Origin of the sequence: uncultured Dokdonia sp. (genome assembly GCF_947496725.1) — a bacterium.
Classification (GTDB): domain Bacteria; phylum Bacteroidota; class Bacteroidia; order Flavobacteriales; family Flavobacteriaceae; genus Dokdonia.
On sequence record NZ_CANMDS010000001.1, the window covers coordinates 730707 to 754838 of the forward strand.

Sequence of the window (24132 nt, forward strand, 5' to 3'; positions counted from 1 at the left end):
TACTTCAAAATACATATTTTCGAGGTTTCAATGTAGGAAAAACCTATTTATAGTTAATGCTTAAAAACATCAATCAAGAAATTATGAAAAAACTATTACTTATTCTTTTAGCTTTAAACTTAAGCTGTAAAAGCGATATCAACTCAAATGCTAGTGGTGACTCTAGTGGTTCAATTCAAAAAAGTCTAGGTAAAAAGATTGAAATCACTGATCAATTAGAAAAGTATTTTTTACAAGACGGAATTGAACAAAGAAATAAGGAACTAGAAGATATATTATCCAAAGCTGATTCTAACACCTCAAATGCACTAGAAGATGCGCTAAATCGGAAATCTAGGTATAGTTACAGGTATGATTCTGTAGAAAACGAAAAGAACATAATTGAGGCAAAAAGCAATAGAGAGGTCTTCGTTACTATGCAGAAAAACATACAAAGCTATTTGTCATCACCAGAAAGTGAAAAGGCTTTTGTTTATCCATTACAAAAATCACCAAAGGATGTCGTTCTATATCTTTTTAAAGCGGTTACAAGTGGGGAATTTTCTAATTTAAAATACTTCAACGACCCATATTTAAAAGACTATAGTGACGCACATACAATGTTTCTGATGGCGGCATACCTTCCTGAAATGAACCTAATTTCTAACAAAAAAGCTCACAGAAAATTTACTGAACTTTTGGCTGAATCTGAGAATATTAGCATAGAAGTCCAGAATGTAAGAATTGAAAAAAATAAGGCTTTTGTTTTAACCTCTTTAATTGACAGTACTTCTACCAAAGGTTCAAAAGAATTTGTTATCGAGTTAGTGAACCGTAATGAATATTGGTTCTTTGACGGTATCAGAGACTAAAGTAAAAGTTTTTACTCATTAAAATCACAAAAATCCGGCTACACCTTACCGAGTAGCCTTTTTTTTTGTTGCGCTTTCGCGAAAAGTATCACCCACAACCCTACACCCCCTTTTGTAGGAAAATGTGCGTAGAATAAAAAAACAGCAGTTTGTATATCAGACAATTATTGAAAGATCTCATTAAACCATTAAATAAATAAAACTATATGATTAAAAAAGTACTATTCGGAATTGTGATTATTATATCACAAAACTTATTTGCTTCTCAAAAACCTATTTTAGTAACAGAATCTACAATTTCATTAAACCTTGACGAAACAGAGGAACTGTTTTTCAGTTTTGCCGAAGGTGATATTATTGAATTTGACTTTGAAATGGTAAAAGGCAAACACATAAAAGAAGTTGAGGTTTATGAAATGCCCAACAATAAGATTTTTGCTGATTTTAAAGTGCAAAAAATCTCAAAAAAACAAATTCATATAAGGAACAAAGGACTTTACAAGTTTAAATTCTATAGTTCTTCTTTAACAAAAAGGGTAGGCAAAATTAAAATTTTCAGAATTCCTGCTGATGAATCCACAAAAAAATTCAATACCAATTGGAAATGGAAGACCATAAGGGATACCATTTACACACCCTATACAATTGACAGTATTACGGGTTATAAAAAAATTCAGTATAAGGAAAAAGTAAGAGAATTAGTCAAAACCGAAAACATAGAAGATATTCTTTTCAATAAAAGCCAGCGCGTTCACTCTTATTATAATGACAATAGAAGTAGCACCTACTTAAGAGTAGATCTTCCCAACCCTATGGTATCAGATTTGAAAGAAGAAAGATTAATTGCTTGGGCATATTGGATTGGTGTTGGTCAAGAAGCTCAACAAGCATATAAAGAAAATGCAAGAGCAGTGGGTGAATTAGCAAACGGAGTTTCAGCAATTTACGGTACCCCACTTGCAGGGCTAGCAGTGGGTACAGTATCAGAGTTGCTTATACCTAAAACTGGTGAAGATGTATTTTATACATTTCTCCCAGATTATGAAAATGCTGAAAAATTTATAAATGGGCTAGAATACTTACAAAACGATACCGGTAAAGGTATTGCTGCATACGGGAAAAATTCAAACATCACGCAAGGAACTTTTTACATTGGATTACATAATGATAATCAAATACAAGGTATTGATGTCGATGTAAAAGTAGTGTCTATAAAAGAAGTAAAAACTTTTGAAATAGTAGAATACGATAGGGAAAGAGAAGAACCCATAACTGTAACTTTAAATAAGACAAGGATGGACGTAAAAGAGACAAAGATTAGAGTACCGTTTGAATAAATAGCTTTAGCTGGCAGAGATCTCCCTATGCGCTATTACATTTTATTTCAAAAATTCAAAACTTAAACAACAAAATAAAACGTAAAGTGCATTCTTTGAAAAACCCGGCTACCTTTCACTAGGTAGCCGTTTTTTTTGTTGCGCTTTCGCGAAAGTTACCACCCACAACCCCACAACTCCTTTTGTAGGAAAATGTTTATAAAAATGTGCACAGAATAAGGAAAACCGTAAAGAGGTATGATCGTAGTACTGTATTTTAGAGCACTGTAGCGTAGCGGTTTATAAGCTTACGTTTATGCAACCAAAAAAGAGATACGACCTATTAAACTAAAATAATCAACTAAGACGCAGGTTTTACTGGGCTTACGAGCCATAAATAGTGAACTTGCTGTTATACGCTAATCGGCGTTCATTTAAAAAAAACGGAGTAAACCGAAAATCCGACTAAATTAAAGAGTAGGTAAAGTTAAAAATAACCAAAATGACTAGAAAATTATTACTATTTGGAATGACAATTCTTTTTTTCGCTTGCAATTCACCTTTAGAAAAGAAATTTAACGAAGAGACTGCAAAAGAAGACCTTAAAGAAGTTAAAGAAGAAATCGATTCAACTGATTTAAAACTTTTAGCTGGCTCAATGATAAGGTTAAAATTTCAAGATAAAAATCTTGAAGATATGACTTATGGAGAAATATTAGAAAACGGAAAAAAATGGAAAGAGGAGCAAGATAAAATTGAAGCGGAACAAAAAGCACTCGCTGAAAAAGCCGCTAAAGAAGAAGCTGAAAGAACAAAAAGACTTAACGAGGCTGTTATGGTTTCCTGTTATGAAAAAGGATTCACTAAATATGATTATGAAGATTATATAACATACAAATTTGTAATTAAAAACAAATCAGATAAGAAAATAAGAGCGGTTAAAGGAGGAATAACATTCACAAATTTATTTGATGACAAGATTAGTTCATTGAGCTTTGTTTATGACCAACCAATTGAAGCAGGTAAAGAAATTACTTGGAATGCAACAACTGACTATAATCAATTTAAGGATGAAGACCAAGCTCTGAAAAACAAGGACTTAAAAGACCTAAAGGTTGTTTGGAAACCTGAGAAAATTATTTTTGATGACGGAACGACATTGGAATAGAAAACGAAACGCCAACACCGTATATAGCTCATAGTTAATCATTTGCTTAATCGAAGTTAAGGCATATTTGGAAAGTCGCCGAATTTTTAAATTTGGCGATCTTTAAGAGAAAATAGATAAATTTAAAAATTCGCTTGTGTTAAACAGAATGGTTCGTGCGTTTTTTCCGCCCTACTATTCTTACACAATCCCGTCACTCGTAATGTAAAAAAACAACGAACTAAAAACAAAAGAATGAATCCTGAAATAGAAATTATTACTACAGAATCATTTCCAGAATTCCTTACAGAGATTGAGAGAATTTCTCAAGCAGATAGTTCTGTTTGGTTTAGAGGTAATTCTAATCACAACTACACGCTATCGCCTTCTATCTTTCGGGGTAATTATGAGCCAAAATATGAACAATCATTTCAAACGAAATTCAAATCCAGAGCTTTGCCATATCTGACAAATAGACCTGTGGAAAATTATTGGGAATGGTTATTTATAATGCAACATCACGGAGTGCCTACTAGGCTTTTAGATTGGTCAAGTAGCGCATTAGTTGCACTCGGTTTTGCTATTATGTTTAGAGAAGACCATATTGATACAGATGCCGCTATTTGGTGTCTAAATCCAATTAATTTAAATGAAAGTACCAGAGTAGTTTTAACACCAGAAGACAAAATACCTGATATTTCAGTTAACGGAAATGCTCAAGCTTCTTTCAAAATTGAAGCCGCTGCTAGAGCTGACTACCCAATTGCGATAACCGGACCATTAAATAACAAAAGAATTGCAGCTCAGAAAGGGACATTTACTCTATTTCCGAATACAAATAAATTTAATTTAGAGGATAAAGCAGATGCACATAATTTTCTTACCAAGATTATAATACCAAATGCTAATATAGAAGCATTTAAAAATCAGCTATATTATTTAGGAATGACAGAAAGTACAATTTACCCTGATTTAAATAATTTAGCACTTGAAATAAAAAGAGAGTATAATCAAAATTTAGAGGCTGATGTTTAAGATATTAAAATTAGGCGAGATGGAACCTCTAAGTGTAGGTACATTTCATAAGATTCAAGATAAGATTGACTTCTTCCCAATTTATCAGAGATATGGTGGGATTTGGAGTAATGAACGAAAAAGGCTTTTAATCGACACTATTATAAACGGATTCGATATTCCAAAGTTTTATTTTAATTATTTCGTAGAAGCTAATAACATATTAAACCCCAAAGGTTTCAGTTACGCAGTTATTGACGGAAAGCAAAGACTACAAACAATTTTAGATTATCTTAATGATAAATTTAGTCTCTCAGATAACTTTGTATTTTATGAAGATTCTAATATAAATCTATCTAATCTACGATTTTCCGAATTGTCAAATAGACACCCAACTATCGCTAGCAGTATAGAGGAATATATTCTAGATATTGTTTATGTTGTAACTGACGAAGAGGATAAACTTGAAGAATTATTTTTAAGACTAAATGGTGGTTACGCTCTTACTAATGCTGAGAAAAGAAATGCTATTGGTGGCCATTTAAATAGGGAAATCCGAGAAATAGTTGAAAATCACAGCTTTTTTCAACAAAAAATTAGATTCAAAAATCCTAGATACCAACACCAAGATTTACTTACAAGAATATTATTTGTTGAGTCAAACAATGAACTTGTTTCTTTAACCAATAATGTTTTAGATGTATTTGTAAGGGCACATCAATATGAAAGTCAAGATTGCGGTGATTTAATTGCTAAAACTATTTCGGAACTAGACAAATTTGTTGAGGCCTTTGAAGATAAAGACGTACTTCTTAGAGGTAAAGGAATTATTCCTGTTTATTATTTTTTCATATCACGATTCAATCCCAACTTAACAACAATAAGAAAATTCATAGAACAATTCGAACAAATTCGAACAGAGAATAGGTCTTTACCAGACGAAGAACAAATATCGATTTTAATAGAATTTGACAGATGGAATCAACAAGGTGTTCACCGAGAAAAGTCACTAAATGAACGCTTGGAAATTATCATTAGATTTTATTCAAAATTTGAAGAAGATGGCAGTATTAGTATAGAAACAAACGTACTTTTAAATGATTTTGAATTAGATAATGAAGAAGAACTTATTTAAAACATTGCAGATGACAAAGAACTGAGTTAAAAACAAAATTACCTCAACAAAACTAAGCATAGGCTTTCACCTGGCGTGTACTTGCAAAATCACAAAAAAAACCACCCACCTCAAAATAGGAACGGGTGGTTTTTTGTTTTCGCGAAAGCGTAATCATAGTACTGCATACTTTACGACCTTTATAGCCGCAAAAAGCGAAATAAGTAGGTATTTTTGCGTGCTACTTACGTTACCGCAATGCAACACTTAAAGACACATTATCACCCAGATATCACAAGCCTAGAGGGCAAGTCTATCATCAAGCGGCTTACCACAAGGAGCATAGCGATGCAGGGTGATCACATACTGCTTATGTATACTGCTCGTTATGAAGATTACAGCCTGCCTGGCGGTGGTCTTGATGAGGGGGAAGATATTATCACGGGTATGATGCGAGAGCTGCGTGAGGAGACGGGAGCGATGGGTATTACAAACATCACGCCTTACGGCACCTATGAGGAGTACAGACCGTGGTATAAACCCACGCACGATATACAGCATATAATCTCTTATTGCTACACCTGTGAGGTGCATAAAGAACTGGGCACAGCAAGCCTAGAGCGTTATGAGACGAGCAACGGGATGAAAGCCGTATGGATCACCATACAAGAGGCCATTGCTCATAATGAGCATACCATAGCAACGAGTTCAAAAAAAGGGATGAGTATAGAGCGCGAGACGTTTTTACTCAAACACATTGCAAATACCTTATAAAAACACACCTTATGAATGATACCATACTAGACTGGATACAACAGTGGTTTTTAAACAACTGTAATGGTACCTGGGAGCAAGGCGAAGCCATACAAATAAACACCACAGATAACCCCGGCTGGGAAGTAGAGATAGATGTGTCTAACACCTCACTGGCTACACTGGCTATCCCACAAATACTTAACGAGAAAAATAAGAACGACTGGTATAGTGTAAAGATTGAAGATAAAACCTTCAGCGCCTCTGGAGATGCACAAAAACTACAGTTTTTGCTCGGGCTCTTTAAAGAAACCATTGAGAAGATAGAAGGCATCGAGCCATAAAGAAAGGTAGATGTAGTGGTGTCACCCACTACATCTACCCAGACCATAAAAACAGCTACAAGCTAACTAACTGATAAATGCATCCATCACTCTGCATACTTATAGACGTGTTTATTGCTCCACATCATCTGGAGCTGTCTAAGTATACAGAAGATGCAGAGAGCAAAGCATATGAGGGCTGTAGCTTTATAGTCGGGCAAAAGACCATCATCTACAGAAAAGCCAAACAGACGCCAAAAAAAGTAGGGCAGTTTGTGACCTTTTGGAAAAGAGAGGGCATAGCACCTATTGCACCTTTTCACATAGATGACCTCTTTGATTATTACATCATCTATGCAAGCAACGAGACCAAGGCGGGCGTGTTTGTTTTTACAAAAGACCGCTTGCAAGACAAGGCGATAGTAAGCACAGCTCACAAAGAAGGCAAGCGCGGTTTTCGAGTCTACCCTCCCTGGGATGTACCTACGAGCAAGCAAGCCATTGCCACACAAAGGTGGCAAGTACCGCATTTTTACAAACTAGATAATGCTAGTGATCTTAACAAACTAGCACACCTCTTCTAGCCACCATACACTAAATAAACGTTAAAAACTTGGCGATAACTAACCAAGTGGTTAGTTTTGTATCCTATTACAAGTATGGCAAGAAAAAAAGCATATAGAGAAGACCTGGTGATTGAGAAGGCGATGAACCTTTTTTGGCGTAACGGCTATGAGGGCACCTCTATGCAAATGCTTGAAAAGGAAATGGGGATTAATAAATTTTCTATTTACTCAAGTTTTGGCAGTAAGAACGGTGTTTTTTTAGAGAGCATTGCTTGTTATAAAAAGAAGCTGTACAAACTTGTAAATGAGCTCAAGGCAACACAAAAAGGCGTAGCAGGTATAAAGGAATACTTTTACAACTTTATAACTTTTACCAGAGAGACCGAGTATGGTAAAGGGTGCCTAGTGACAAATACGGCAAATGAGATAGGCCCAGATGCAGACCAAGGTATTAAGGATGCACTAGCAAGTTTTACCGGTGAGATTAAAACCATATTTGCAACCATCATAGCACAAGATGGCACTAAGACGCCGCAAGAAATTGCAGCCGAAGCAGATTACTTGCTTATCGCAATGTTTGGACTCTCATCTGCCACAAGGATGTTTACACAAGAGCAATTATCACATTATATAGAAAACATATTTAAAAACCAGTAACGGTTTTTTTTACACTAAAACTAAACGATTGTTTAGATATATTTAACAATAACTAGAAAAAGAAAAATTATGACTACTTTAAAAATTCACGACATTGACTCTGCACCACAAGAAAGTAAGCCTTTACTTGAGGGATCTCTTAAAGCCTTTGGAATGGTACCAGGCCTACACGGCGTACTAGCTGAGTCACCTCAGCTACTAGAAGCTTACCAGACACTTCACAAATTATTTGGTGAGTCTTCTTTTGATAATGATGAGCTTACCGTGGTATGGCAAACTATTAATGTAGAGCACGAGTGTCACTACTGTGTACCAGCACACACAGGGATTGCACATATGATGAAGGTAGACGCTGCCATCACAGATGCCCTACGCAACAAGACTACCTTACCGTCTGAGAAGCTTGAGGCACTACGTGACTTCACACTTACAGTTACTCGTAACCGTGGTAACGTAACTCAAGAAGATCTTGATACATTTTATGCTGCAGGATATGGTGAGAGACAAGTGCTAGATATCATTTTGGGTCTTTCTCAAAAGGTGATAAGTAACTACACAAACCACATCGCAAATACGCCAGTAGATGAGCCTTTCCAAAAATTTGCTTGGAAAGCCGAGACCGTATAAATACCCGATCCCCCTCTTAATGATTATAAAGCCTTAGTCCCCTACTAAGGCTTTTTTATTTTACGGGTATGAGTCCGCTTTCGCGAAAGCGTAAAAAAAACCCACTCATTACAAGTGGGTTCTTTACAATTAAACTAATAAAACAAAAATCTTAATAGGCATCATCGTGCACAAAGGCTACTGCCCTACCCGATGGATCGTTCATATTTTTAAATGCTTCATCCCACTCTAGTGCGATAGGGGTGCTACACGCCACACTAGGTACAGATGGGACACAAAGCGCTGCAGCATCACTTGGGAAGTGCTCTTCAAAAATACTGCGGTAGTAAAACTCTTCTTTGTTTTGTGGTGTATGCGTTGGGAAGCGGTGGTGTGCGTTTTCCATTTGGGTAGCACTTACTGCTTGATCTACCACATCCTTAAGTGTGTCTATCCACGAGTAGCCTACACCGTCAGAAAATTGTTCTTTCTGTCTCCAGGCTACACTTTCTGGAAGGTATTTTTCAAACGCCTTACGTAAGATCCACTTTTCCATACTGCGGCGTTCTTTGGTTATCATTTTATCTACTGGGTTGAGGCGCATTGCCACATCCATAAATTCTTTATCTAAAAAGGGTACACGTCCTTCTATACCCCAGGCAGCAAGTGACTTGTTTGCTCTCAAGCAATCATACATATGCAACTTGTCTAGTTTACGTACGGTCTCCTCGTGAAAATCTTTTGCCGTAGGCGCTTTGTGGAAATATAAGTACCCACCAAAAATCTCATCTGCACCCTCACCAGAGAGTACCATTTTTACTCCCATAGACTTGATTACTCTAGCCATAAGGTACATTGGGGTGCTGGCTCTTATGGTAGTGATATCATAGGTCTCTAGGTGATAGATCACATCTTTTATGGCATCTAGCCCTTCTTGTATCGTAAACTCTATAGGGTGATGTACAGTGCCTATATGATCTGCCACTACTTGAGCAGCCGCAAGGTCGGGGGACCCCTTGAGCCCTATACTAAAAGAGTGTAACTGTGGCCACCACGCTCCGGTTTTATCACCAGACTCTATACGCTTCTCAGAGTAGAGCTTTGCCACGGCACTAGTAATAGAGGAGTCTAGACCTCCAGAGAGTAATACCCCATAAGGTACATCACTCATAAGCTGGCGTTTTACAGAGGCCGCAAGTGCATCGTGTAACTCTTCTATACTAGACTCGTTATCTTTTACATTATCATACTCCATCCAGTCACGGGTGTACCAGCGAGTAAGCTCTCCCGTTGTGCTAGAATAATAGTGTCCCGGAGGAAATAATTCTATTTTTGAACAAACACCTTCTAGTGCTTTAAGCTCTGACGCTACATAAAAAGTACCGTGTTGATCCCATCCCATATATAAAGGGATGATACCCATATGATCACGAGCTACGAAGTACTCATCTTTTTCTACATCATAGAGTGCAAACCCAAAAATACCGTTGAGCATATCACAAAAGTCGTGACCGTGCTCTTTATAAAGCGCGAGTATAATCTCACAGTCTGATGCTGTTTGAAACTCATAATCTCCCGTGAGTTGCTCACGCAGCTCTTTGTGATTGTATATCTCCCCATTTGCCGCAAGCACAAGGCTTTTATCTTTTGAAAACAAAGGCTGCTTTCCAGAAGCGGGATCTACAATAGAGAGACGCTCGTGAGTCATTATCGCATTCTCATTATTAAAAACTCCATTCCAATCCGGTCCTCTATGACGAATTTTTTTAGACATTTCTAATAATTGGGGGCGTAAATCTTCGGCTTTCTCCTTTAGATCAAAGGCGCATACAATTCCACACATAATACTTGTTTTATTTGTTATTGATAAGTCAAAGATGCACTTACACTTTCATTAATAAAACATAAATAGCAATTATGATTACAAATTGTAACCATATATAGAGTAAGTATGTAAATGTATAGGTATACGCTTTCGCGAAAGCGTACTTTAAAAACATTTTGAAAGTTTTAATAAAATTTGCCGACCTACGTCTTAACTTTACACTATAACTCAAGGCCTTATAGGGCTTTTAACACAAAAATTAATTAACTATGAAAAATGTACTTATGACTGCGATGGTTGCTCTTGCCTTTGTAGCAGCACCATCACTTAATGCTCAAGATTTTAATGTAGACAAGAGTCCTATGGACCAGGCTGCTTTCCCTACAAATTACAAGGAGGCAAATAAAGACATAAAAGTGACTTACAGCAGACCACAACTTAAAGGACGTGAGATCTCTAAACTTGCCCCAGAAGGTAAAGTGTGGAGACTAGGAGCAAATGAGGCTGTAGAGGTTACATTATATAAGGATATGAAACTAGGTGAGACTCCAGTAAAAGCTGGAACATACACAATGTATGCAATGCCTAACGGTAAGGAGTGGACAGTAATTTTAAGCTCTGACCTTAACGTATGGGGATCTTATTTTTACAAACCAGAAAATGACGTAGCACGTATCACAGTACCAGTTACTATGGAAGATGAGTCTATAGAATATTTTGGTATGGAATTTACTCCGGAAGATAAAGGTGCACACTTACATATGGCGTGGGGTAATGCACGCGTAGAAGTACCTTTTTACAACTAAAAACAGGCTTTAGGCTAAGAAACAGAAAACTGGATTCTCAAAAATGAGAATCCAGTTTTTTTTATGTGTTAGAATAAGTATTTAGTTCTCTATTCTTCAAAGTTTCCATCGAGCCATCTGGCTACTCTAAGCTCCCATTGTAGTTCTTTCATATGATCTATAGAATGGCTAGACTCTTTATCAAATAATTTTTGGGTAGCAATGCGCTCTTGCTCTACTTCTTGGTAAATGGCTTTAATTTCTTCTAGGCCGTTTTCTGTAAAGTTATAGGCAGCAATGCGTGCCTGGAGTTTACGAGCATAGACCTCTGTAATATCAAAATGTGTTTGCTCGTGTGCGAGCAGGTGTTTTGTTTTTTCTTTATGTCGCACCCACGAGTATTCTGGATAAAAATGTGCGGTTACGGTAATGCTATTTTTATCTAAAAAGCCTTGACCATTTGAAGCATACCCCTGACTCATACCCGTACTAGAACTAGCTGCCCAGCCATCTAGCGTACCCGGTGATCCTTTAAAATCTGACCACTGCAACGCACGTGTCTCGCTCCACGCAAATCGCTCTGGAGCATCTGCAGTGGCCATAAGTGCAACTGCACACAGTATGTAGACTAGGCGTAACAACGTAATCAGGTTTTTTGTTTTTTCTTACGAGCCGCAGGAAACAATACATTATTTAGTATAAGACGATACCCAGGTGAGTTAGGATGAAGCTCAAGCTCTGTTTTTGGGTCTCCCACGCGGTGACGGTAATCCTCTGGGTCGTGCCCTCCATAAAATGTAAAAAAGCCCTTACCTTTTATACCGTGTATGTAACGTGCCTCACCATTAGTAAGATTTTCGCCCATCACGAGCACATTAGATTTTATAACCTCTGAGTCATAACTCGTGGTTTGCCCCATAAATCCTTTTACTAGTGCCGTATGGTTCTGGCATAACATTGTAGGAATAGGATCCCACTTTGCACTATAATCTTTGAGCGTAAAATAATCTGTACTAAAAGGAATCTTGCGCTTGCGGGTCATATCTATAGATGAGAACTCATACATAGTAGGCGATCGCTCTAGCGTGAAATTCTTAAAAGCAAAGGTCTTTTTAAAATCAATCTTTGAGCTATAACTAGGATCACTAGGATCTCCGTCAAACATAGGTTCACAAATATCTACACCCTCTGCAGCGAGTGCAATATCAAAACTATCTGTCGCGCTACACATTGCAAACATAAAACCACCGCCCACTACGTAGTCACGTATTTTTAAAGCAACATCTCGCTTCTCTTCAGACACTTTGCTGTAACCTAGCTCGGCAGCAAGTGCTTCGGCGGCTTTCTTTTCTTCTATGTACCAAGGTGCGGCTCTGTAGGCTCCATAAAATTTTCCAAACTGGCCTGTAAAATCTTCGTGATGCAAGTGTAACCAGTCATATAATATGAGTTGGTCGCTTAGCACCTCTTTATCATATATAGTCGTATAAGGAATCTCTGCATAGGTAAGTACCATCGTCACGGCATCATCCCACGGCACTTTACTATCTGGCGTATAAACGGCAATTTTTGGCGCTTTTTCTAATACGACAGCCTCCATATTTTGCGATGGACTCGCAATCTCTGTAAGAATTTTTTCGGTCTGACTATCTGAGAGTACCTCATAAGAGACGCCACGTATGGTGCACTCACGGCGTACCTCCTCAGTGTCTGGTAATAAAAATGACCCGCCACGGTAGTTGAGTAACCATTTTACCTTCTGGCTTTTATTAAGTGACCAGTAGGTAATCCCATAGGCTTTGAGGTGTTCCTTTTGTGTCTCTACATCCATAGGTATGAGGATGTATGACGCTTTCGCGAAAGCGAAATTCAACACAAGGAAAAACAATAATAGATTTCTTTTATTCAAGGTCTTGCTATTTTAATTTTTTTCTTATTCTCATATCGGAATTCATTTAAAGCATTCAATTTACCCTGTATTCGCTCCTTCCATTCAGATAGTTTTTGAGTATTACGACCACTTTCCGTTTCTCTAATAAGAAGTGCCCGCTCTTGAGAAAACTCAGACATTAATTTATTACTAATCACTTGAAGGTGATCAAAACCTTTGAGTACTTTTTTCTTCTCAATAAGTGCCTGTTTTCTAAACTTCCTAGTATAAACTTCACTAAGATCAAACTGCAGTTGCTGAAAAGCGAGTTGCGCTTGTTGATTTTCTAAAACAGTCTCATTTATCCAAGAAGCCTCTCCAAGAAATATATTGAGTATTTTTTGATTAAAATTTTTACTCAAAAATGAAAAACCACTTACCTGATATGACATCGAAAACTGGCTGTACAATGCCTCGTTTTCTGTATCATTTATTTTCATCTTAAAATTGGCTATTTCTAAGGGATTACTTGCTGACCATAACTTTTGACCTTGCTGTAATCGCTGTCCAAAAATAGACACTGAAATAAATAAAAATAGTACGGTAATATACTTCATCTAGTAGCTCATTGTATAACGTTAAAAATACAGATTTGTTATGACAAGCAGCGTGCCAAAAGACATCCTAAAAAAGATGAACTCTAGATTGTGGATTGTTATAAAAACAAAAAGCCTCAATAGCAATACTATTGAGGCTTTTTCTATAATTACATTATGTTCTAAAAAGGAACTCCATCATCTTCTTCTTCACTAGGTAGTCCTGGTGCTGGACCGCCAAAGGCGTCATCTGCGCTAGGTAGTGCATTAGGATTAAAGGTATCATCATTTGCAGCGGCATTCATACTACTTGCAAACTCATACGGTGTTGTAAATTCATCTAGGTTATCAAATTTACCTAGGTGACCAATAAACTTAAGACGGATGTTATCTAGACCCCCGTTACGGTGTTTAGCCACGATAAACTCTCCTTGACCTTCAGTCGGGCTACGCTCTTCATCATCCCACTCCTCTATCTTATAATATTCTGGACGGTAAATAAATGATACAATATCTGCATCCTGCTCGATCGCTCCAGATTCACGCAGGTCAGACAATAGTGGTCGTTTACTACCACCACGCGTCTCTACCGCACGTGATAGCTGCGATAGTGCGATTACAGGTACACTAAGTTCTTTTGCAAGCGCCTTGAGGTTACGAGAAATCATAGAAATTTCCTGCTCACGGTTACCGCCTCCTTTATTTGCAGATCCTCCCGTCATAAGCTGGAGGTAATCTATCATTATGATTTTAATACCAAACTGCGATGCTAGACGTCGCGCCTTTGCACGTAAGTCAAAAATAGAAAGCGACGGTGTGTCATCTATAAATAGTGGTGCTTTCTCAAGGCTCTTTACCTTTACGTTAAGCTGTTCCCACTCGTGTTTTTCTAGTTTACCAGTACGCAACTTCTCAGAAGAAAGCCCCGTCTCAGACGAGATCAAACGTGTGATGAGTTGTACAGAAGACATCTCCAGAGAGAAGAAGGCTACGGGCACATTCTGGTCTACCGCCATATTACGAGCCATCGTAAGGGTCATAGCCGTTTTACCCATACCTGGACGAGCCGCCACGATAATTAAATCTGATGGTTGCCATCCTGAGGTAAGTTCATCTACCTTATGAAAACCAGTAGGTATACCCGAGAGCCCCTCTTGGTTTGCTATTTCTTCAATTTTCTTTTTAGCTTGTATTACGAGACTCTGCGCACTTTCTGAACTACGCTTTACGTTACCCTGTGTTACTTCATATAGCTTAGTCTCGGCAGTGTCTAGTAGGTCAAAAACATCTGTGGTCTCATCATATGCTTCTTCTATAATCTCGTTTGAGATTTTAATAAGTGATCGCTGTATAAACTTCTGTAAGATGATACGTGCGTGGTACTCAATGTGTGCAGAAGAGGCTACTTTTTGAGTAAGTTGTATAAGGTAATAATCACCTCCAGCCGCTTCCAGCTTTGCCATTTTCTTGAGCTGCTCAGAAACGGTTAATAAGTCTACTGGCTGCCCTTCTTCAAAGAGTACGCGTATCGCCTCAAAGATGTGTTTATGCTGTTCTTTATAAAAAACCTCTGGTGATAAGATGTCTATTACCTCATCTACACCCTTCTTATCAATCATAAGCGCACCTAGCACAACTACCTCAAGATCAAGTGCTTGTGGTGGTATTTTACCTTTCTCAAGGCTAATTACCTGACCCTTAGAAGTATTATATGCTGGTTTTGGCTTGGTTTGTTCCATAGCTACGAATGTAAAAAAATAGTTGTGCGAGTTACGCTTTCGCGAAAGCGTAGTACTCACAGGTCATTAACAATGCAACTGTTAACAACTTGAAAATATTGTTAATAAGGGTAAAAAAATCCGCACTTACAAAGTGCGGATTATGGCATCAAGTGAAAAAGGTCTTGTTAGCCCTTGAAGACTCCCATTTGAGAATACTTTTCCATACGCTGATCTACTAATTCTGTTGGTGATAAGTTCTTAAATTCATCAAACGCTTTCAGAATTGAATCTTTTACTGTAAGGAAAGTCTCAGGACGATTTGCGTGTGCACCACCTAGTGGTTCTTTTACAATCTCGTCTATGATTTTTTGCTTTTTCATATCTTTTGCAGTAAGCTTAAGTGCCTCTGCAGCTTGCTCTTTAAACTCCCAGCTTCTCCATAATATAGAAGAACAAGACTCTGGTGATATTACAGAGTACCACGTGTTTTCTAGCATTAATACTTTATCTCCTACACCTATACCTAGAGCTCCACCACTGGCTCCTTCACCTATAATCACTACAATGATAGGCACTTTAAGGCGTGTCATCTCTAAGATGTTACGAGCAATTGCTTCTCCTTGACCACGCTCTTCGGCTTCAAGACCTGGGTATGCTCCTGGTGTGTCTATAATAGATACTACAGGTACTCCAAATTTTTCGGCGCTTTTCATAAGGCGTAGTGCCTTGCGGTATCCTTCTGGGTTTGCCATACCAAAGTTTCGGTACTGGCGTGTTTTTGTGTTGTAACCTTTTTGCTGCCCTATAAACATAAACGACTGATCGTCTATTTTACCTAAGCCACCTATCATCGCTTTGTCATCTTTTACATTACGATCTCCGTGTAGCTCTAAGAAAGTATCTCCACAGATGGCGTTTATGTAATCTAATGTATAAGGACGGTTAGGGTGTCTAGACAGCTGGACACGTTGCCAGGCTGTAAGATTTTTATAAATATCTTTTTTGGTAGCAGCTAGTTTTTTCTCTATTTGCTTGCAAGTCTGGGTAACATCAACATCGCTTTCTTGCCCTATTAAGGCACATTTCTCCAGTTGTTCTTCAAGCTCTTTAATGGGTAATTCGAAATCTAAATATTCCATCTTCAGGGTTTTATGGTGTCTTACGACACTATCTTTTCGGTTAGGATTAGTCTACAAATATAATGGTTTTCTTAACAGACTCAAGCCTCTTTAACAGCCTTGAATTTTTTAGTGTTTTTTAAGATGCCATTTGCGATTACCACGGCAAGTATAACTAAGGCTCCGTAGTAAAACTCTGTACTCATTTGCTCTGTATCGCCTAGCACCATAAAGGCTAGCAATATCCCATAAACAGGCTCTAAATTTATAGTAAGCATTATAGTGTATGGACTCAAATGCTTCATTACAGCCACAGCAGCTATAAAGGCATAAGCCGTACATATAGAGGCTAGTATGCCTATGTACACCCAGTCCATCGTAGGGAGATTAAAAAACTCCATAGAAAAAAATGTAGCTGGCTGTGCTATGACAAAATATAAAGTGATGCAAGCTGTACCTATAAGTAACTCATAAAATGAGATCTTAGTAGGGTTATGATTTGCAATAAACTTCCCATTTATCAAGGTAAATACGGCAGATAAAAAAGCAGACAGTAAGGCTAGTAATATCCCTGTACGATATGCCGTCTCTACCTCAAAAATCATATATAAAGCAGCTATTACAATTCCTCCAAAGAGAAGCTCATACCAAATTAATTTTCGTTTATAAAAAATAGGTTCAAGCAAGGCTGTAAAGAAGGCCCCAGTACTCATCATAGCCAGTGTTATAGATACATTAGATGCCTTTATTGCTCCAAAGAAGGTAAGCCAGTGTATGGCAATAACCAGACCCGCAATAGAGAAACCCAGTAACGCTTTTCGCGAAAGCGCAAGAGAGATACCACGTACTTTTATATAGATAAATATAAATAAACTGGCGAGTCCCATTCTAAACCATACAAGTGGCACTGCATCTATAGTGATAAGCGCGCCAAGCACGGCCGTAAAGCCCCAGATAAAAACTATGAGATGAAAATGTAAATAGGCTTTGAGTCTATCGTTTTGCATTTTGGAGGAGGTATGCTGCAAGTATTGCAAATAGAATATTAGGCGTCCAGACTGCCACCAGCGGCGGGAAGTCTGACTGCTCTGCTAGAGTACCGAAAACTTTATCAAAAAATATAAATACAAAGGCTAACACAATACCAAATGCGAGGTTAATACCCATACCTCCACGACGCTTCATTGCACTAACAGCTACCGCTATAATTGTGAGTATGTATGCGGCTACAGGTAGACTGTAACGTTTTTGTAACGTTACCTCATAACGGCTTATGTATGAAGACCCTCTTGCCTTCTCTTTTGCTATAAATTCTCTAAGCTCTGGTGTGTTAAGTGTTTCTGCTATATACTCTACAGGGGTTAGGTCATCTATGTCAAACGCAAAGGTGGTGTCTATTTTTGCTTGTTTTATAAGCACATCTCCATCTTCTCCTATAATGCGTTTTTTAAAACCATAGAGTGTATAGGTCGTATCTTCTTCATTAAATCTTATTTGAGTAGCACTCATCTTATAGGTCATTTTATTACCTTCAAAATGCTCCCAAGTAAAATTACGGCCACGTTTTGTGCGCGGGTTAAAGCTACTCGCGTAGATATAATCACCAGCGTTTATCTGTCTATATACGTCTCTTGTATTTTTATCCTTCTTATTTTTTTTGAGATACTCAAAAATAAACTCGTTATAACCCTTGTTTGCTCTTGGAGCTAGATACGTACCCATTATAAAGGCTCCAGCACAAACTACTGTGGCGCCTATGAGATAAGGACGCAAGAAGCGTGTAAAAGACACCCCACTACTCAAAAAGGCTATCACCTCAGTATTGTTTGCCAGCTTAGAGGTAAACCATATTACCGAGAGAAATAAGAATAAAGGAAATAACAGATTTGCAAAGTAGATTGTAAAATTAAGGTAGTACAAGGCCACTTCTCCAAAGGGCACCTCGTTTGCCAGAATTTTATCAATCTTTTCGGCAAGGTTTACGATAATCCCTATAGGTATAAATAGCACAAGCATCGTGACAAATGTCCCGATGTAGCGCTTTATGATATACCAATCTAATATTTTCAATTATAAACGATTATCCATTTGTTTAACCATTTTCTCTTTCCAAGTTGAGAAATCTCCAGCCAAAATATGCTTTCTTGCCTCACGTACGAGCCACATATAAAATCCTAGATTATGTATAGTAGCAATTTGCATACCTAATAACTCGTGACACTTAAACAAGTGACGTAAGTAAGCCTTACTATACTCTGTATCTACCCAAGTAATACCCATCTCATCTATAGGAGAAAAGTCATCTTCCCACTTGAGATTTTTAATATTAATACTACCGTGAGCGGTAAATAACATACCATTACGTGCATTACGAGTAGGCATCACACAGTCAAACATATCTACACCTAACGCAATATTCTCCAAAATATTTATAGGTGTACCTACACCCATAAGATATCTAGGTTTTTCTTCAGGTAAGATAGCTGTTACAACCTCTGTCATACCATACATCTCCTCTGCCGGTTCTCCTACAGAAAGACCACCTATGGCATTTCCAAAAGCACCAGCATTTGCAATATACTCTGCAGACTGTGCTCTTAAATCTTTATACGTACTTCCCTGTACTATAGGAAAGAGTGCTTGCTCGTGACCATATAACGCAGGAATTTTATTAAAATGATTAATACAACGATCTAGCCATCTATGTGTCATATGCATAGAGCGTTTTGCATACCTATAATCACAAGGATACGGTGTGCACTCATCAAAGGCCATCATAATATCTGCCCCTATCTGGCGCTGTATTTCCATCACATTTTCTGGAGTAAAAAGGTGCATAGACCCATCTACGTGTGACTTAAAACGTACTCCTTCTTCCTTAATTTTACGTCTATTAGAAAGCGAGTATACTTGATAACCTCCACTATCTGTAAGAATAGGTCGATCCCAGTTCATAAATTTATGTAATCCTCCTGCGCGCTTTAAGATATCCATTTTGGGACGTAGGTATAGGTGATACGTATTACCCAAAATAATGTCTGGATTTATATCTTCTCTCAACTCGCGCTGGTGCACCCCTTTTACCGAAGCAACGGTACCAACAGGCATAAAAATAGGTGTCTCAATAACACCGTGATCTGTAGTAAGTTTTCCTGCTCTCGCTTTTGAAGCAGGATCTGTAGTAAGTAAGTCAAATTGCATAAGGGGCAAAGATAGTTTTAAACGAGTAAATACACGCACTTGAGCAATAGTTAAAATAGCAAGTTGCCCCAGCGACTAAAACAGAGTAATCACGTACCAAATACTAAAACCTACTAAGGCTATAATACTCACGATACTTAGCACCCGCATACCTAGAGATAATCTATGGGATTCAGGAATCTCTTTATCCATAAAAGAAAGGTAATTACAAATTGCATAAAACGGAGCTGTGAGAAATGAAAGTATCGTAGCCAGCTTTACCAGCACCCCCATCTCACTTATTAAGAAAAACAATATTCCGCAGGTCCCGAGTATAAGAACTAGAAGCCAGAATAGATACCCCTTCTTTTTAAAACCTATACCTAGCAGGGCTGTTGTTGCCTCAAGTGCTCTAGGCGAAGCATCTAGCGTGGTAAGTGTGGTGCTAAACATAGTTGTAAAAGCAGCTACACCTATAAGCACCGTTGCCCAGTCACCTAGACTTGCCGTGTACATATTAATAAGCTGGCCTGCAAAAACCCCACCTTTTGATGAAAATGTCTCGCCACTACCATACATTACAAGTGCTCCCAGTGTCATAAAACAAACACCGAGTACTACAGCACCTGCATACCCCACATTGAAATCAAAAATAGAATTACGCACAGCCTCCTCTCCTCTATCTCCTTTTTCTAATGTCCATAAAGAATGCCATATTGAGATGTCCAGCGGTGCCGGCATCCACCCCATAAAGGCGATTAAAAAAGCGATTGCCGCACCTTCGGTGGGAAGTAGTTGAATTAAATTTGTCGTAGCGCCTGTACCTTGTGTTATTACGCTTTCGCGAAAAGCGAAAAAAACAGCAAACAATGTACTTATAGTGAGTGTGATGATGATAATTTTCATCAACTTATCTAATATCCGATATTTTCCTATTGCTAATATAGCAGCACATAACAACGTTATTGCCACACTCCATATAGCTATATCACTAGATATACCAAATAGCTGAACAGCAATACCTGCCGTGACAATAGTCACAGCTGTTTGTATAGTAAACATTGTTCCTAAGGTCAAAAAGAAATACACCCAGAGCACGGGTTTTCCTAGTTTTTTATACCCCACAAGTAAACTATTACCTGTAACAGAAGCATAACGAGGTCCAAACTGAAAAAATGGATATTTTATAATATTAACGAGTATGAGCGCCCATAAAAGACCAAAACCAAAGTCTGCTCCTGCTCTCGTACTTTGTACCAAGTGAGACACACCTATGGCGGCACCGGCAAAGAGTAAACCCGGGCCCAGCTTTTTAAAAGGCACCGCTTTCAATGATCTGCCTTTTTAATTATATCTGCTAGCAATCTCCTTGCACGTAGTAATTTTACTTTTACATTACTCATAGGTTCATCCAGATGCTCTGCCATTTCCTTATAACTCATCTCTTGAAAGTAGCGTAAATTAATCATCTCTTGATAGTGAGGCTTAAGCATCTTTACAAAACCTAAAAGTTGCGCTAGGTTTTGCTCCTTGATGAGCACATCTTCTGGTGAAGGATTAAGGTCTGCAACCTTATAAACACGCTCTTGATCACCATCATAGATTTTAGAACGTATAGAAGACTCCTTCTTTCTTATGATATCTATATGGATGTTTTTTGAGATGGTAATTAGCCAGGTTGCAAATTTGTACTCCTCTTTAAAAGTATCAATTTTTGCAAAGGCTCTAGAAAATGTCTGTATGGTTATATCCTCTGCATCATAAGCATTTTTAGTACGCTTGAGCTGAAAACCATATACCTCACTCCAAAAGGAGTTGAGCAAGAAATTATAAGCACTTTGCTCTCCAGCTTTTGCTCTCGTAATTTCAAGTTGAATTTTTTCTGGAGTTACTTCCACTTAGTGGGCTTTGAGATAAGGTTACTTATAAAGATACTCAATTGCACGCACACAAGTACTATCTCAAAAATAGGATAAAAATAAGCCACGTCTTTCTCTCTAAGCTTTCCAGCACTAAAACCTACAGCAAGCCAAGCTATAAAATAACGCACGCCCACTATAGCAAGTGCCCACTCCCACCTGTACATTAGGGCAAGTACGACTATAGCAACAATAAAAAACAACAACTGACTCGCATAGAAAAGACTCAAGAAAAATTTCTCTATAAACCTGTAATGACTAGCCGTAGTTATGTGTCTACGCTTTTGAGTAATCCAGGCACCAAAAGAGGTTTTAGGCGTACTTATCGTAAAAGACTCTGGGTGATATTGTAGGGCTGTGTTCTTTCTAGTACTTGCTTGATTTACAAATAAGTCATCATCGCCGCTTTTGATTTTCATATGGTTTATGAACCCTTTTTGCTCATAAAACATAGCTGCAGTATAAGCAAGATTACGGCCTACACCCATATAAGGTCTACCAGCCTTTGCGTAGGTAAAATACTGTATGGCAGTCATTAGAGTTTCAAAACGAATGAGTTTATTTATAAATGAACCCTTTATTTTTTGATATGCTCCGTACCCTAGTACGATCTCTTTTTTAGCAACAAAAGAGCCTGCCATATGCCTAAGCCACTGTGGAGAGGCAGGCACACAGTCTGCATCTGTAAAAACCATATGTGCGTGTGTAGCTCTTTTTATACCTAAGGTAAGTGCATATTTTTTATTACCCCAGAAGGCTTCGTTATTTACCACATTTACTTGATGTACATTTTTATGAGCGAGAGCATAGGCTTCCATCACCTCTTCTGTATCATCACTTGAAGCGTCGTTTATGAGAATAATTTCAAATTCTGGATAGTCTTGCTCTAGAATGACCGAGACATTCTTTTGTAAATTTTGCGATTCATTTTTTGCGCAAATAATAACAGAAACTGGTGGTAATGAGGTATTAGGTTTTTGGGACGCTTTCGCGAAAGCGAACAACCAGTAGAAAACATAAAAAGCCACGTTTACAAACGTGACTCCTATTAAAGTATAAAATAGTGCGGGATAAAATTGTTCCAATAGCTGTTATGCTTACTTATCTCCAGAACAATCACCCATTTCTTCGGGCATTTTACCACACATACCACAAGCTTCTCCACTCTTATTAAGAAATGGACTCTGGCTGGCACAAGTACCGGCAAACTTACCGTCTTTTTTTGCCCAAATTTTTATCGCAATTCCTGCTACCGATAGTGCTAGAAGGACTAATGTTATCAAGAGTAATTCCATACAATTATTTTGTACAAAGATACAGAAATCAAGTAGGACGTAAAAGTTTTTTACGGGATAGGTATCTGCTGTTCTTGATCAAACTTAATGGTAGCAACCTCATTTGCCTTAGTTGCTTCTTTACTACCTCCCTTAGGCTCTATAGTGACATTTATGCTTGCCATACGCTCCTCATAAGGGATCTCTACGAGGTTATCTTTTGTGACTTTTAATATATCTAGAGGTACAAGTTTACCATCTACAGAGGCCCACATCTGGTACACTTGCTCATCTGGAAGCTCTGGTAGTGTATTTACGTGTACATAAGATCTTTTTTCTAGCTCATTAATATAAGCTACAGCCTCTAGTCTATTTGCTCTATTATTACCTTTAAGAATATATTTTTGAGTAGCTGTGTTATTAAGTATCATAAACTGCTCCTCTACAGATTGCAACATCTGCCTGTTTGAAACAATGTCATCATTAAGATTTTCTAGCAAGTTTGACGTAAACTTTCTGTCTTCTAGAAGTTCTTGATTTTGATTATAAATCATCATTGCCACAAGTCCAAAAAGAGTTGCTATGGTACAAGCTGCAATAGCTAGTAGTGGCAACGCTCTTTTAGGCTTAGCCTTTGTTTGTTTTAAAATCTTTGCTCGTAAATCACCAGGCACATCTACAGCATAAGATGCTGCATAGTTTTCTAAGTTTTCTTGTAGCTCATTATAAGTATTTTTTACCTCAGGAAACTTTGCTACAAAGTACTCAACCTCTTGAGACTCCATAGGTGATGTAGCTCCCATAAGGTAACGCTCCAACAAATCGCTTTCTAAAAATTGTGACACTCTATCACTCATAACACACTTATCATCAAAAATAAAACTCCAAATAATTTACGCAGTTCCCTTAAGCCTATTTTTAATCTTGACTTTACGGTTCCCAGCGGGATGTTTAACTCATCACTTGCTTCTTGCTGGGTCATACCCTGAAAAAACAACGCATCTATCACCACACGATACTTATCTTCTAGCCCATCTGTATGCTCTTGCAAATCCATATGTTCTATAGCCAGTGATGTAGACTGTAAATGATATACGTTAGAATCGTCTGTTTGGACTTCTTTATTCATTTTTCTTTTACGGCTACGCACTTTGTCTATAGCCGTATTCTGGACCACCCTAAAAAGCCACGTAAATAGACGCGCTTTGTCTGCATCATACTTATGTGCGTTTTTCCAGATTTTTACAAAAGATTCTTGAAGTACATCTTGCGCAAGCTCCTCATCGTGTGTCACTTTTATAGCTACACCATAGAGCGCAGGCGCATAATGGTCATATAACAACCCTATGGCTCGCTCATCTCCAGTTTTAAGAAGATCTACAATATGTTTTTCAACAAATGTCTTCAAATAATGTAGTTTTTAAGAATTAACGAAATTTTGGGAATACACTTTCATCCAATGGTCAAAGTTAGTACGTACATCTAACATAGAAAAAG

At 37.9% G+C, this 24132-nt stretch carries 26 protein-coding genes; 11 read left to right on the forward strand and 15 right to left on the reverse strand.

Annotated elements, in window-relative coordinates; all coding sequences use genetic code 11:
• Positions 1-83: 83 nt before the first annotated feature.
• The 10 genes from Q0948_RS03300 to Q0948_RS03345 all read left to right on the forward strand — a co-directional run bounded on the left by Q0948_RS03300 (position 84) and on the right by Q0948_RS03345 (position 8368).
• Complete coding sequence (locus tag Q0948_RS03300; protein WP_298347762.1) at positions 84-851, forward strand: hypothetical protein; 768 nt, start codon at positions 84-86, stop codon at positions 849-851.
• 206 nt (positions 852-1057) lie between these two features.
• On the forward strand, positions 1058-2188 hold the full coding sequence (locus Q0948_RS03305; protein ID WP_298347760.1) for a hypothetical protein: 1131 nt from the start codon (positions 1058-1060) through the stop codon (positions 2186-2188).
• A 481-nt stretch (positions 2189-2669) separates the two neighbouring features.
• A complete protein-coding gene (locus Q0948_RS03310; protein ID WP_298347758.1) occupies positions 2670-3335 on the forward strand; it encodes a hypothetical protein in 666 nt (221 codons plus the stop codon).
• 234 nt (positions 3336-3569) lie between these two features.
• Positions 3570-4349 carry an FRG domain-containing protein gene (locus Q0948_RS03315; RefSeq protein ID WP_298347756.1) on the forward strand — a complete coding sequence of 260 codons (780 nt, stop codon included), beginning with the start codon at positions 3570-3572 and terminating at the stop codon, positions 4347-4349.
• Complete coding sequence (locus tag Q0948_RS03320) at positions 4342-5463, forward strand: DUF262 domain-containing protein (protein WP_298347755.1); 1122 nt, start codon at positions 4342-4344, stop codon at positions 5461-5463. Before Q0948_RS03315 ends, Q0948_RS03320 begins: the two co-directional genes overlap by 8 nt.
• 237 nt (positions 5464-5700) lie before the next feature.
• On the forward strand, positions 5701-6216 hold the full coding sequence (locus Q0948_RS03325; RefSeq protein ID WP_298347753.1) for an NUDIX hydrolase: 516 nt from the start codon (positions 5701-5703) through the stop codon (positions 6214-6216).
• Positions 6217-6227: 11 nt separating this feature from the next.
• Positions 6228-6539, forward strand: a complete 312-nt coding sequence (locus Q0948_RS03330) for an immunity 53 family protein (RefSeq protein WP_298347751.1) — start codon at positions 6228-6230, stop codon at positions 6537-6539.
• Between the two features lie 77 nt (positions 6540-6616).
• The gene (locus tag Q0948_RS03335) at positions 6617-7102 is read left to right on the forward strand and encodes a MepB family protein (protein ID WP_298347749.1); all 486 of its coding nucleotides are present in this window, start codon (positions 6617-6619) and stop codon (positions 7100-7102) included.
• 75 nt (positions 7103-7177) lie between these two features.
• Positions 7178-7741 (forward strand): TetR/AcrR family transcriptional regulator, encoded by a 564-nt coding sequence (locus tag Q0948_RS03340; protein ID WP_298347747.1) that lies wholly within the window; start codon positions 7178-7180, stop codon positions 7739-7741.
• A 69-nt stretch (positions 7742-7810) separates the two neighbouring features.
• Positions 7811-8368: a carboxymuconolactone decarboxylase family protein gene (locus tag Q0948_RS03345; protein ID WP_298347745.1), complete on the forward strand. Its 558-nt coding sequence runs from the start codon at positions 7811-7813 to the stop codon at positions 8366-8368.
• Positions 8369-8519: 151 nt separating this feature from the next.
• Here Q0948_RS03345 and asnB read toward each other — a convergent pair whose 3' ends face one another.
• Positions 8520-10190, reverse strand: coding sequence for an asparagine synthase B (asnB, locus tag Q0948_RS03350; protein WP_298347743.1), 1671 nt, complete (start codon positions 10188-10190; stop codon positions 8520-8522).
• A 251-nt stretch (positions 10191-10441) separates the two neighbouring features.
• On the opposite strand from asnB, the gene Q0948_RS03355 reads away from it, so the two are divergent.
• Positions 10442-10978: a DUF2911 domain-containing protein gene (locus tag Q0948_RS03355; protein ID WP_298347741.1), complete on the forward strand. Its 537-nt coding sequence runs from the start codon at positions 10442-10444 to the stop codon at positions 10976-10978.
• Positions 10979-11067: 89 nt separating this feature from the next.
• On the opposite strand, the gene Q0948_RS03360 is transcribed toward Q0948_RS03355, so the two are convergent.
• From Q0948_RS03360 to Q0948_RS03425, 14 genes are all read right to left on the reverse strand, one after another.
• Positions 11068-11598, reverse strand: coding sequence for a hypothetical protein (locus tag Q0948_RS03360; protein ID WP_298347739.1), 531 nt, complete (start codon positions 11596-11598; stop codon positions 11068-11070).
• Between the two features lie 5 nt (positions 11599-11603).
• A complete protein-coding gene (locus Q0948_RS03365) occupies positions 11604-12788 on the reverse strand; it encodes an asparagine synthetase B (RefSeq protein WP_363317793.1) in 1185 nt (394 codons plus the stop codon).
• A gap of 74 nt (positions 12789-12862) precedes the next feature.
• A complete protein-coding gene (locus Q0948_RS03370; RefSeq protein WP_298347736.1) occupies positions 12863-13444 on the reverse strand; it encodes a hypothetical protein in 582 nt (193 codons plus the stop codon).
• Positions 13445-13605: 161 nt separating this feature from the next.
• Entirely contained in the window at positions 13606-15162 is a 1557-nt protein-coding gene (gene dnaB, locus Q0948_RS03375) for a replicative DNA helicase (protein ID WP_298347734.1), read from the reverse strand.
• Between the two features lie 167 nt (positions 15163-15329).
• Positions 15330-16283: an acetyl-CoA carboxylase carboxyltransferase subunit alpha gene (locus Q0948_RS03380; protein ID WP_021778310.1), complete on the reverse strand. Its 954-nt coding sequence runs from the start codon at positions 16281-16283 to the stop codon at positions 15330-15332.
• Between the two features lie 80 nt (positions 16284-16363).
• A complete protein-coding gene (locus Q0948_RS03385) occupies positions 16364-17269 on the reverse strand; it encodes a DMT family transporter (protein WP_298347731.1) in 906 nt (301 codons plus the stop codon).
• Positions 17256-18332, reverse strand: coding sequence for an LptF/LptG family permease (locus Q0948_RS03390; RefSeq protein ID WP_298347729.1), 1077 nt, complete (start codon positions 18330-18332; stop codon positions 17256-17258). The genes Q0948_RS03385 and Q0948_RS03390 overlap by 14 nt, the downstream gene beginning before the upstream one ends.
• Complete coding sequence (tgt, locus tag Q0948_RS03395; protein WP_298347727.1) at positions 18333-19463, reverse strand: tRNA guanosine(34) transglycosylase Tgt; 1131 nt, start codon at positions 19461-19463, stop codon at positions 18333-18335. It abuts the gene before it with no gap.
• Positions 19464-19538: 75 nt separating this feature from the next.
• A complete protein-coding gene (locus Q0948_RS03400; RefSeq protein WP_298347725.1) occupies positions 19539-20774 on the reverse strand; it encodes an NRAMP family divalent metal transporter in 1236 nt (411 codons plus the stop codon).
• Positions 20771-21340 (reverse strand): sigma-70 family RNA polymerase sigma factor, encoded by a 570-nt coding sequence (locus Q0948_RS03405; protein WP_298347723.1) that lies wholly within the window; start codon positions 21338-21340, stop codon positions 20771-20773. The genes Q0948_RS03400 and Q0948_RS03405 overlap by 4 nt, the downstream gene beginning before the upstream one ends.
• Positions 21331-22446 carry a glycosyltransferase gene (locus Q0948_RS03410; RefSeq protein WP_298347721.1) on the reverse strand — a complete coding sequence of 372 codons (1116 nt, stop codon included), beginning with the start codon at positions 22444-22446 and terminating at the stop codon, positions 21331-21333. Before Q0948_RS03410 ends, Q0948_RS03405 begins: the two co-directional genes overlap by 10 nt.
• Before the next feature lie 12 nt (positions 22447-22458).
• Positions 22459-22656: a hypothetical protein gene (locus Q0948_RS03415; protein ID WP_035325349.1), complete on the reverse strand. Its 198-nt coding sequence runs from the start codon at positions 22654-22656 to the stop codon at positions 22459-22461.
• Between the two features lie 50 nt (positions 22657-22706).
• On the reverse strand, positions 22707-23492 hold the full coding sequence (locus Q0948_RS03420) for an anti-sigma factor (RefSeq protein ID WP_298347718.1): 786 nt from the start codon (positions 23490-23492) through the stop codon (positions 22707-22709).
• Positions 23489-24043: a sigma-70 family RNA polymerase sigma factor gene (locus tag Q0948_RS03425; protein ID WP_021778301.1), complete on the reverse strand. Its 555-nt coding sequence runs from the start codon at positions 24041-24043 to the stop codon at positions 23489-23491. Before Q0948_RS03425 ends, Q0948_RS03420 begins: the two co-directional genes overlap by 4 nt.
• Positions 24044-24132: the final 89 nt, after the last annotated feature.

What these genes read in the sequence shown, in the direction of transcription:
- Q0948_RS03300 (WP_298347762.1), top strand. Translation starts at nt 84, where the DNA reads ATGAAAAAACTATTACTTATTCTTTTAGCTTTAAACTTAAGCTGTAAA.
- Q0948_RS03305 (WP_298347760.1), top strand. Translation starts at nt 1,058, where the DNA reads ATGATTAAAAAAGTACTATTCGGAATTGTGATTATTATATCACAAAAC.
- Q0948_RS03310 (WP_298347758.1), top strand. Translation starts at nt 2,670, where the DNA reads ATGACTAGAAAATTATTACTATTTGGAATGACAATTCTTTTTTTCGCT.
- Q0948_RS03315 (WP_298347756.1), top strand. Translation starts at nt 3,570, where the DNA reads ATGAATCCTGAAATAGAAATTATTACTACAGAATCATTTCCAGAATTC.
- Q0948_RS03320 (WP_298347755.1), top strand. Translation starts at nt 4,342, where the DNA reads ATGTTTAAGATATTAAAATTAGGCGAGATGGAACCTCTAAGTGTAGGT.
- Q0948_RS03325 (WP_298347753.1), top strand. Translation starts at nt 5,701, where the DNA reads ATGCAACACTTAAAGACACATTATCACCCAGATATCACAAGCCTAGAG.
- Q0948_RS03330 (WP_298347751.1), top strand. Translation starts at nt 6,228, where the DNA reads ATGAATGATACCATACTAGACTGGATACAACAGTGGTTTTTAAACAAC.
- Q0948_RS03335 (WP_298347749.1), top strand. Translation starts at nt 6,617, where the DNA reads ATGCATCCATCACTCTGCATACTTATAGACGTGTTTATTGCTCCACAT.
- Q0948_RS03340 (WP_298347747.1), top strand. Translation starts at nt 7,178, where the DNA reads ATGGCAAGAAAAAAAGCATATAGAGAAGACCTGGTGATTGAGAAGGCG.
- Q0948_RS03345 (WP_298347745.1), top strand. Translation starts at nt 7,811, where the DNA reads ATGACTACTTTAAAAATTCACGACATTGACTCTGCACCACAAGAAAGT.
- asnB (WP_298347743.1), bottom strand. Translation starts at nt 10,190, where the DNA reads ATGTGTGGAATTGTATGCGCCTTTGATCTAAAGGAGAAAGCCGAAGAT.
- Q0948_RS03355 (WP_298347741.1), top strand. Translation starts at nt 10,442, where the DNA reads ATGAAAAATGTACTTATGACTGCGATGGTTGCTCTTGCCTTTGTAGCA.
- Q0948_RS03365 (WP_363317793.1), bottom strand. Translation starts at nt 12,788, where the DNA reads ATGGATGTAGAGACACAAAAGGAACACCTCAAAGCCTATGGGATTACC.
- Q0948_RS03370 (WP_298347736.1), bottom strand. Translation starts at nt 13,444, where the DNA reads ATGAAGTATATTACCGTACTATTTTTATTTATTTCAGTGTCTATTTTT.
- dnaB (WP_298347734.1), bottom strand. Translation starts at nt 15,162, where the DNA reads ATGGAACAAACCAAGCCAAAACCAGCATATAATACTTCTAAGGGTCAG.
- Q0948_RS03380 (WP_021778310.1), bottom strand. Translation starts at nt 16,283, where the DNA reads ATGGAATATTTAGATTTCGAATTACCCATTAAAGAGCTTGAAGAACAA.
- Q0948_RS03385 (WP_298347731.1), bottom strand. Translation starts at nt 17,269, where the DNA reads ATGCAAAACGATAGACTCAAAGCCTATTTACATTTTCATCTCATAGTT.
- tgt (WP_298347727.1), bottom strand. Translation starts at nt 19,463, where the DNA reads ATGCAATTTGACTTACTTACTACAGATCCTGCTTCAAAAGCGAGAGCA.
- Q0948_RS03415 (WP_035325349.1), bottom strand. Translation starts at nt 22,656, where the DNA reads ATGGAATTACTCTTGATAACATTAGTCCTTCTAGCACTATCGGTAGCA.
- Q0948_RS03420 (WP_298347718.1), bottom strand. Translation starts at nt 23,492, where the DNA reads ATGAGTGATAGAGTGTCACAATTTTTAGAAAGCGATTTGTTGGAGCGT.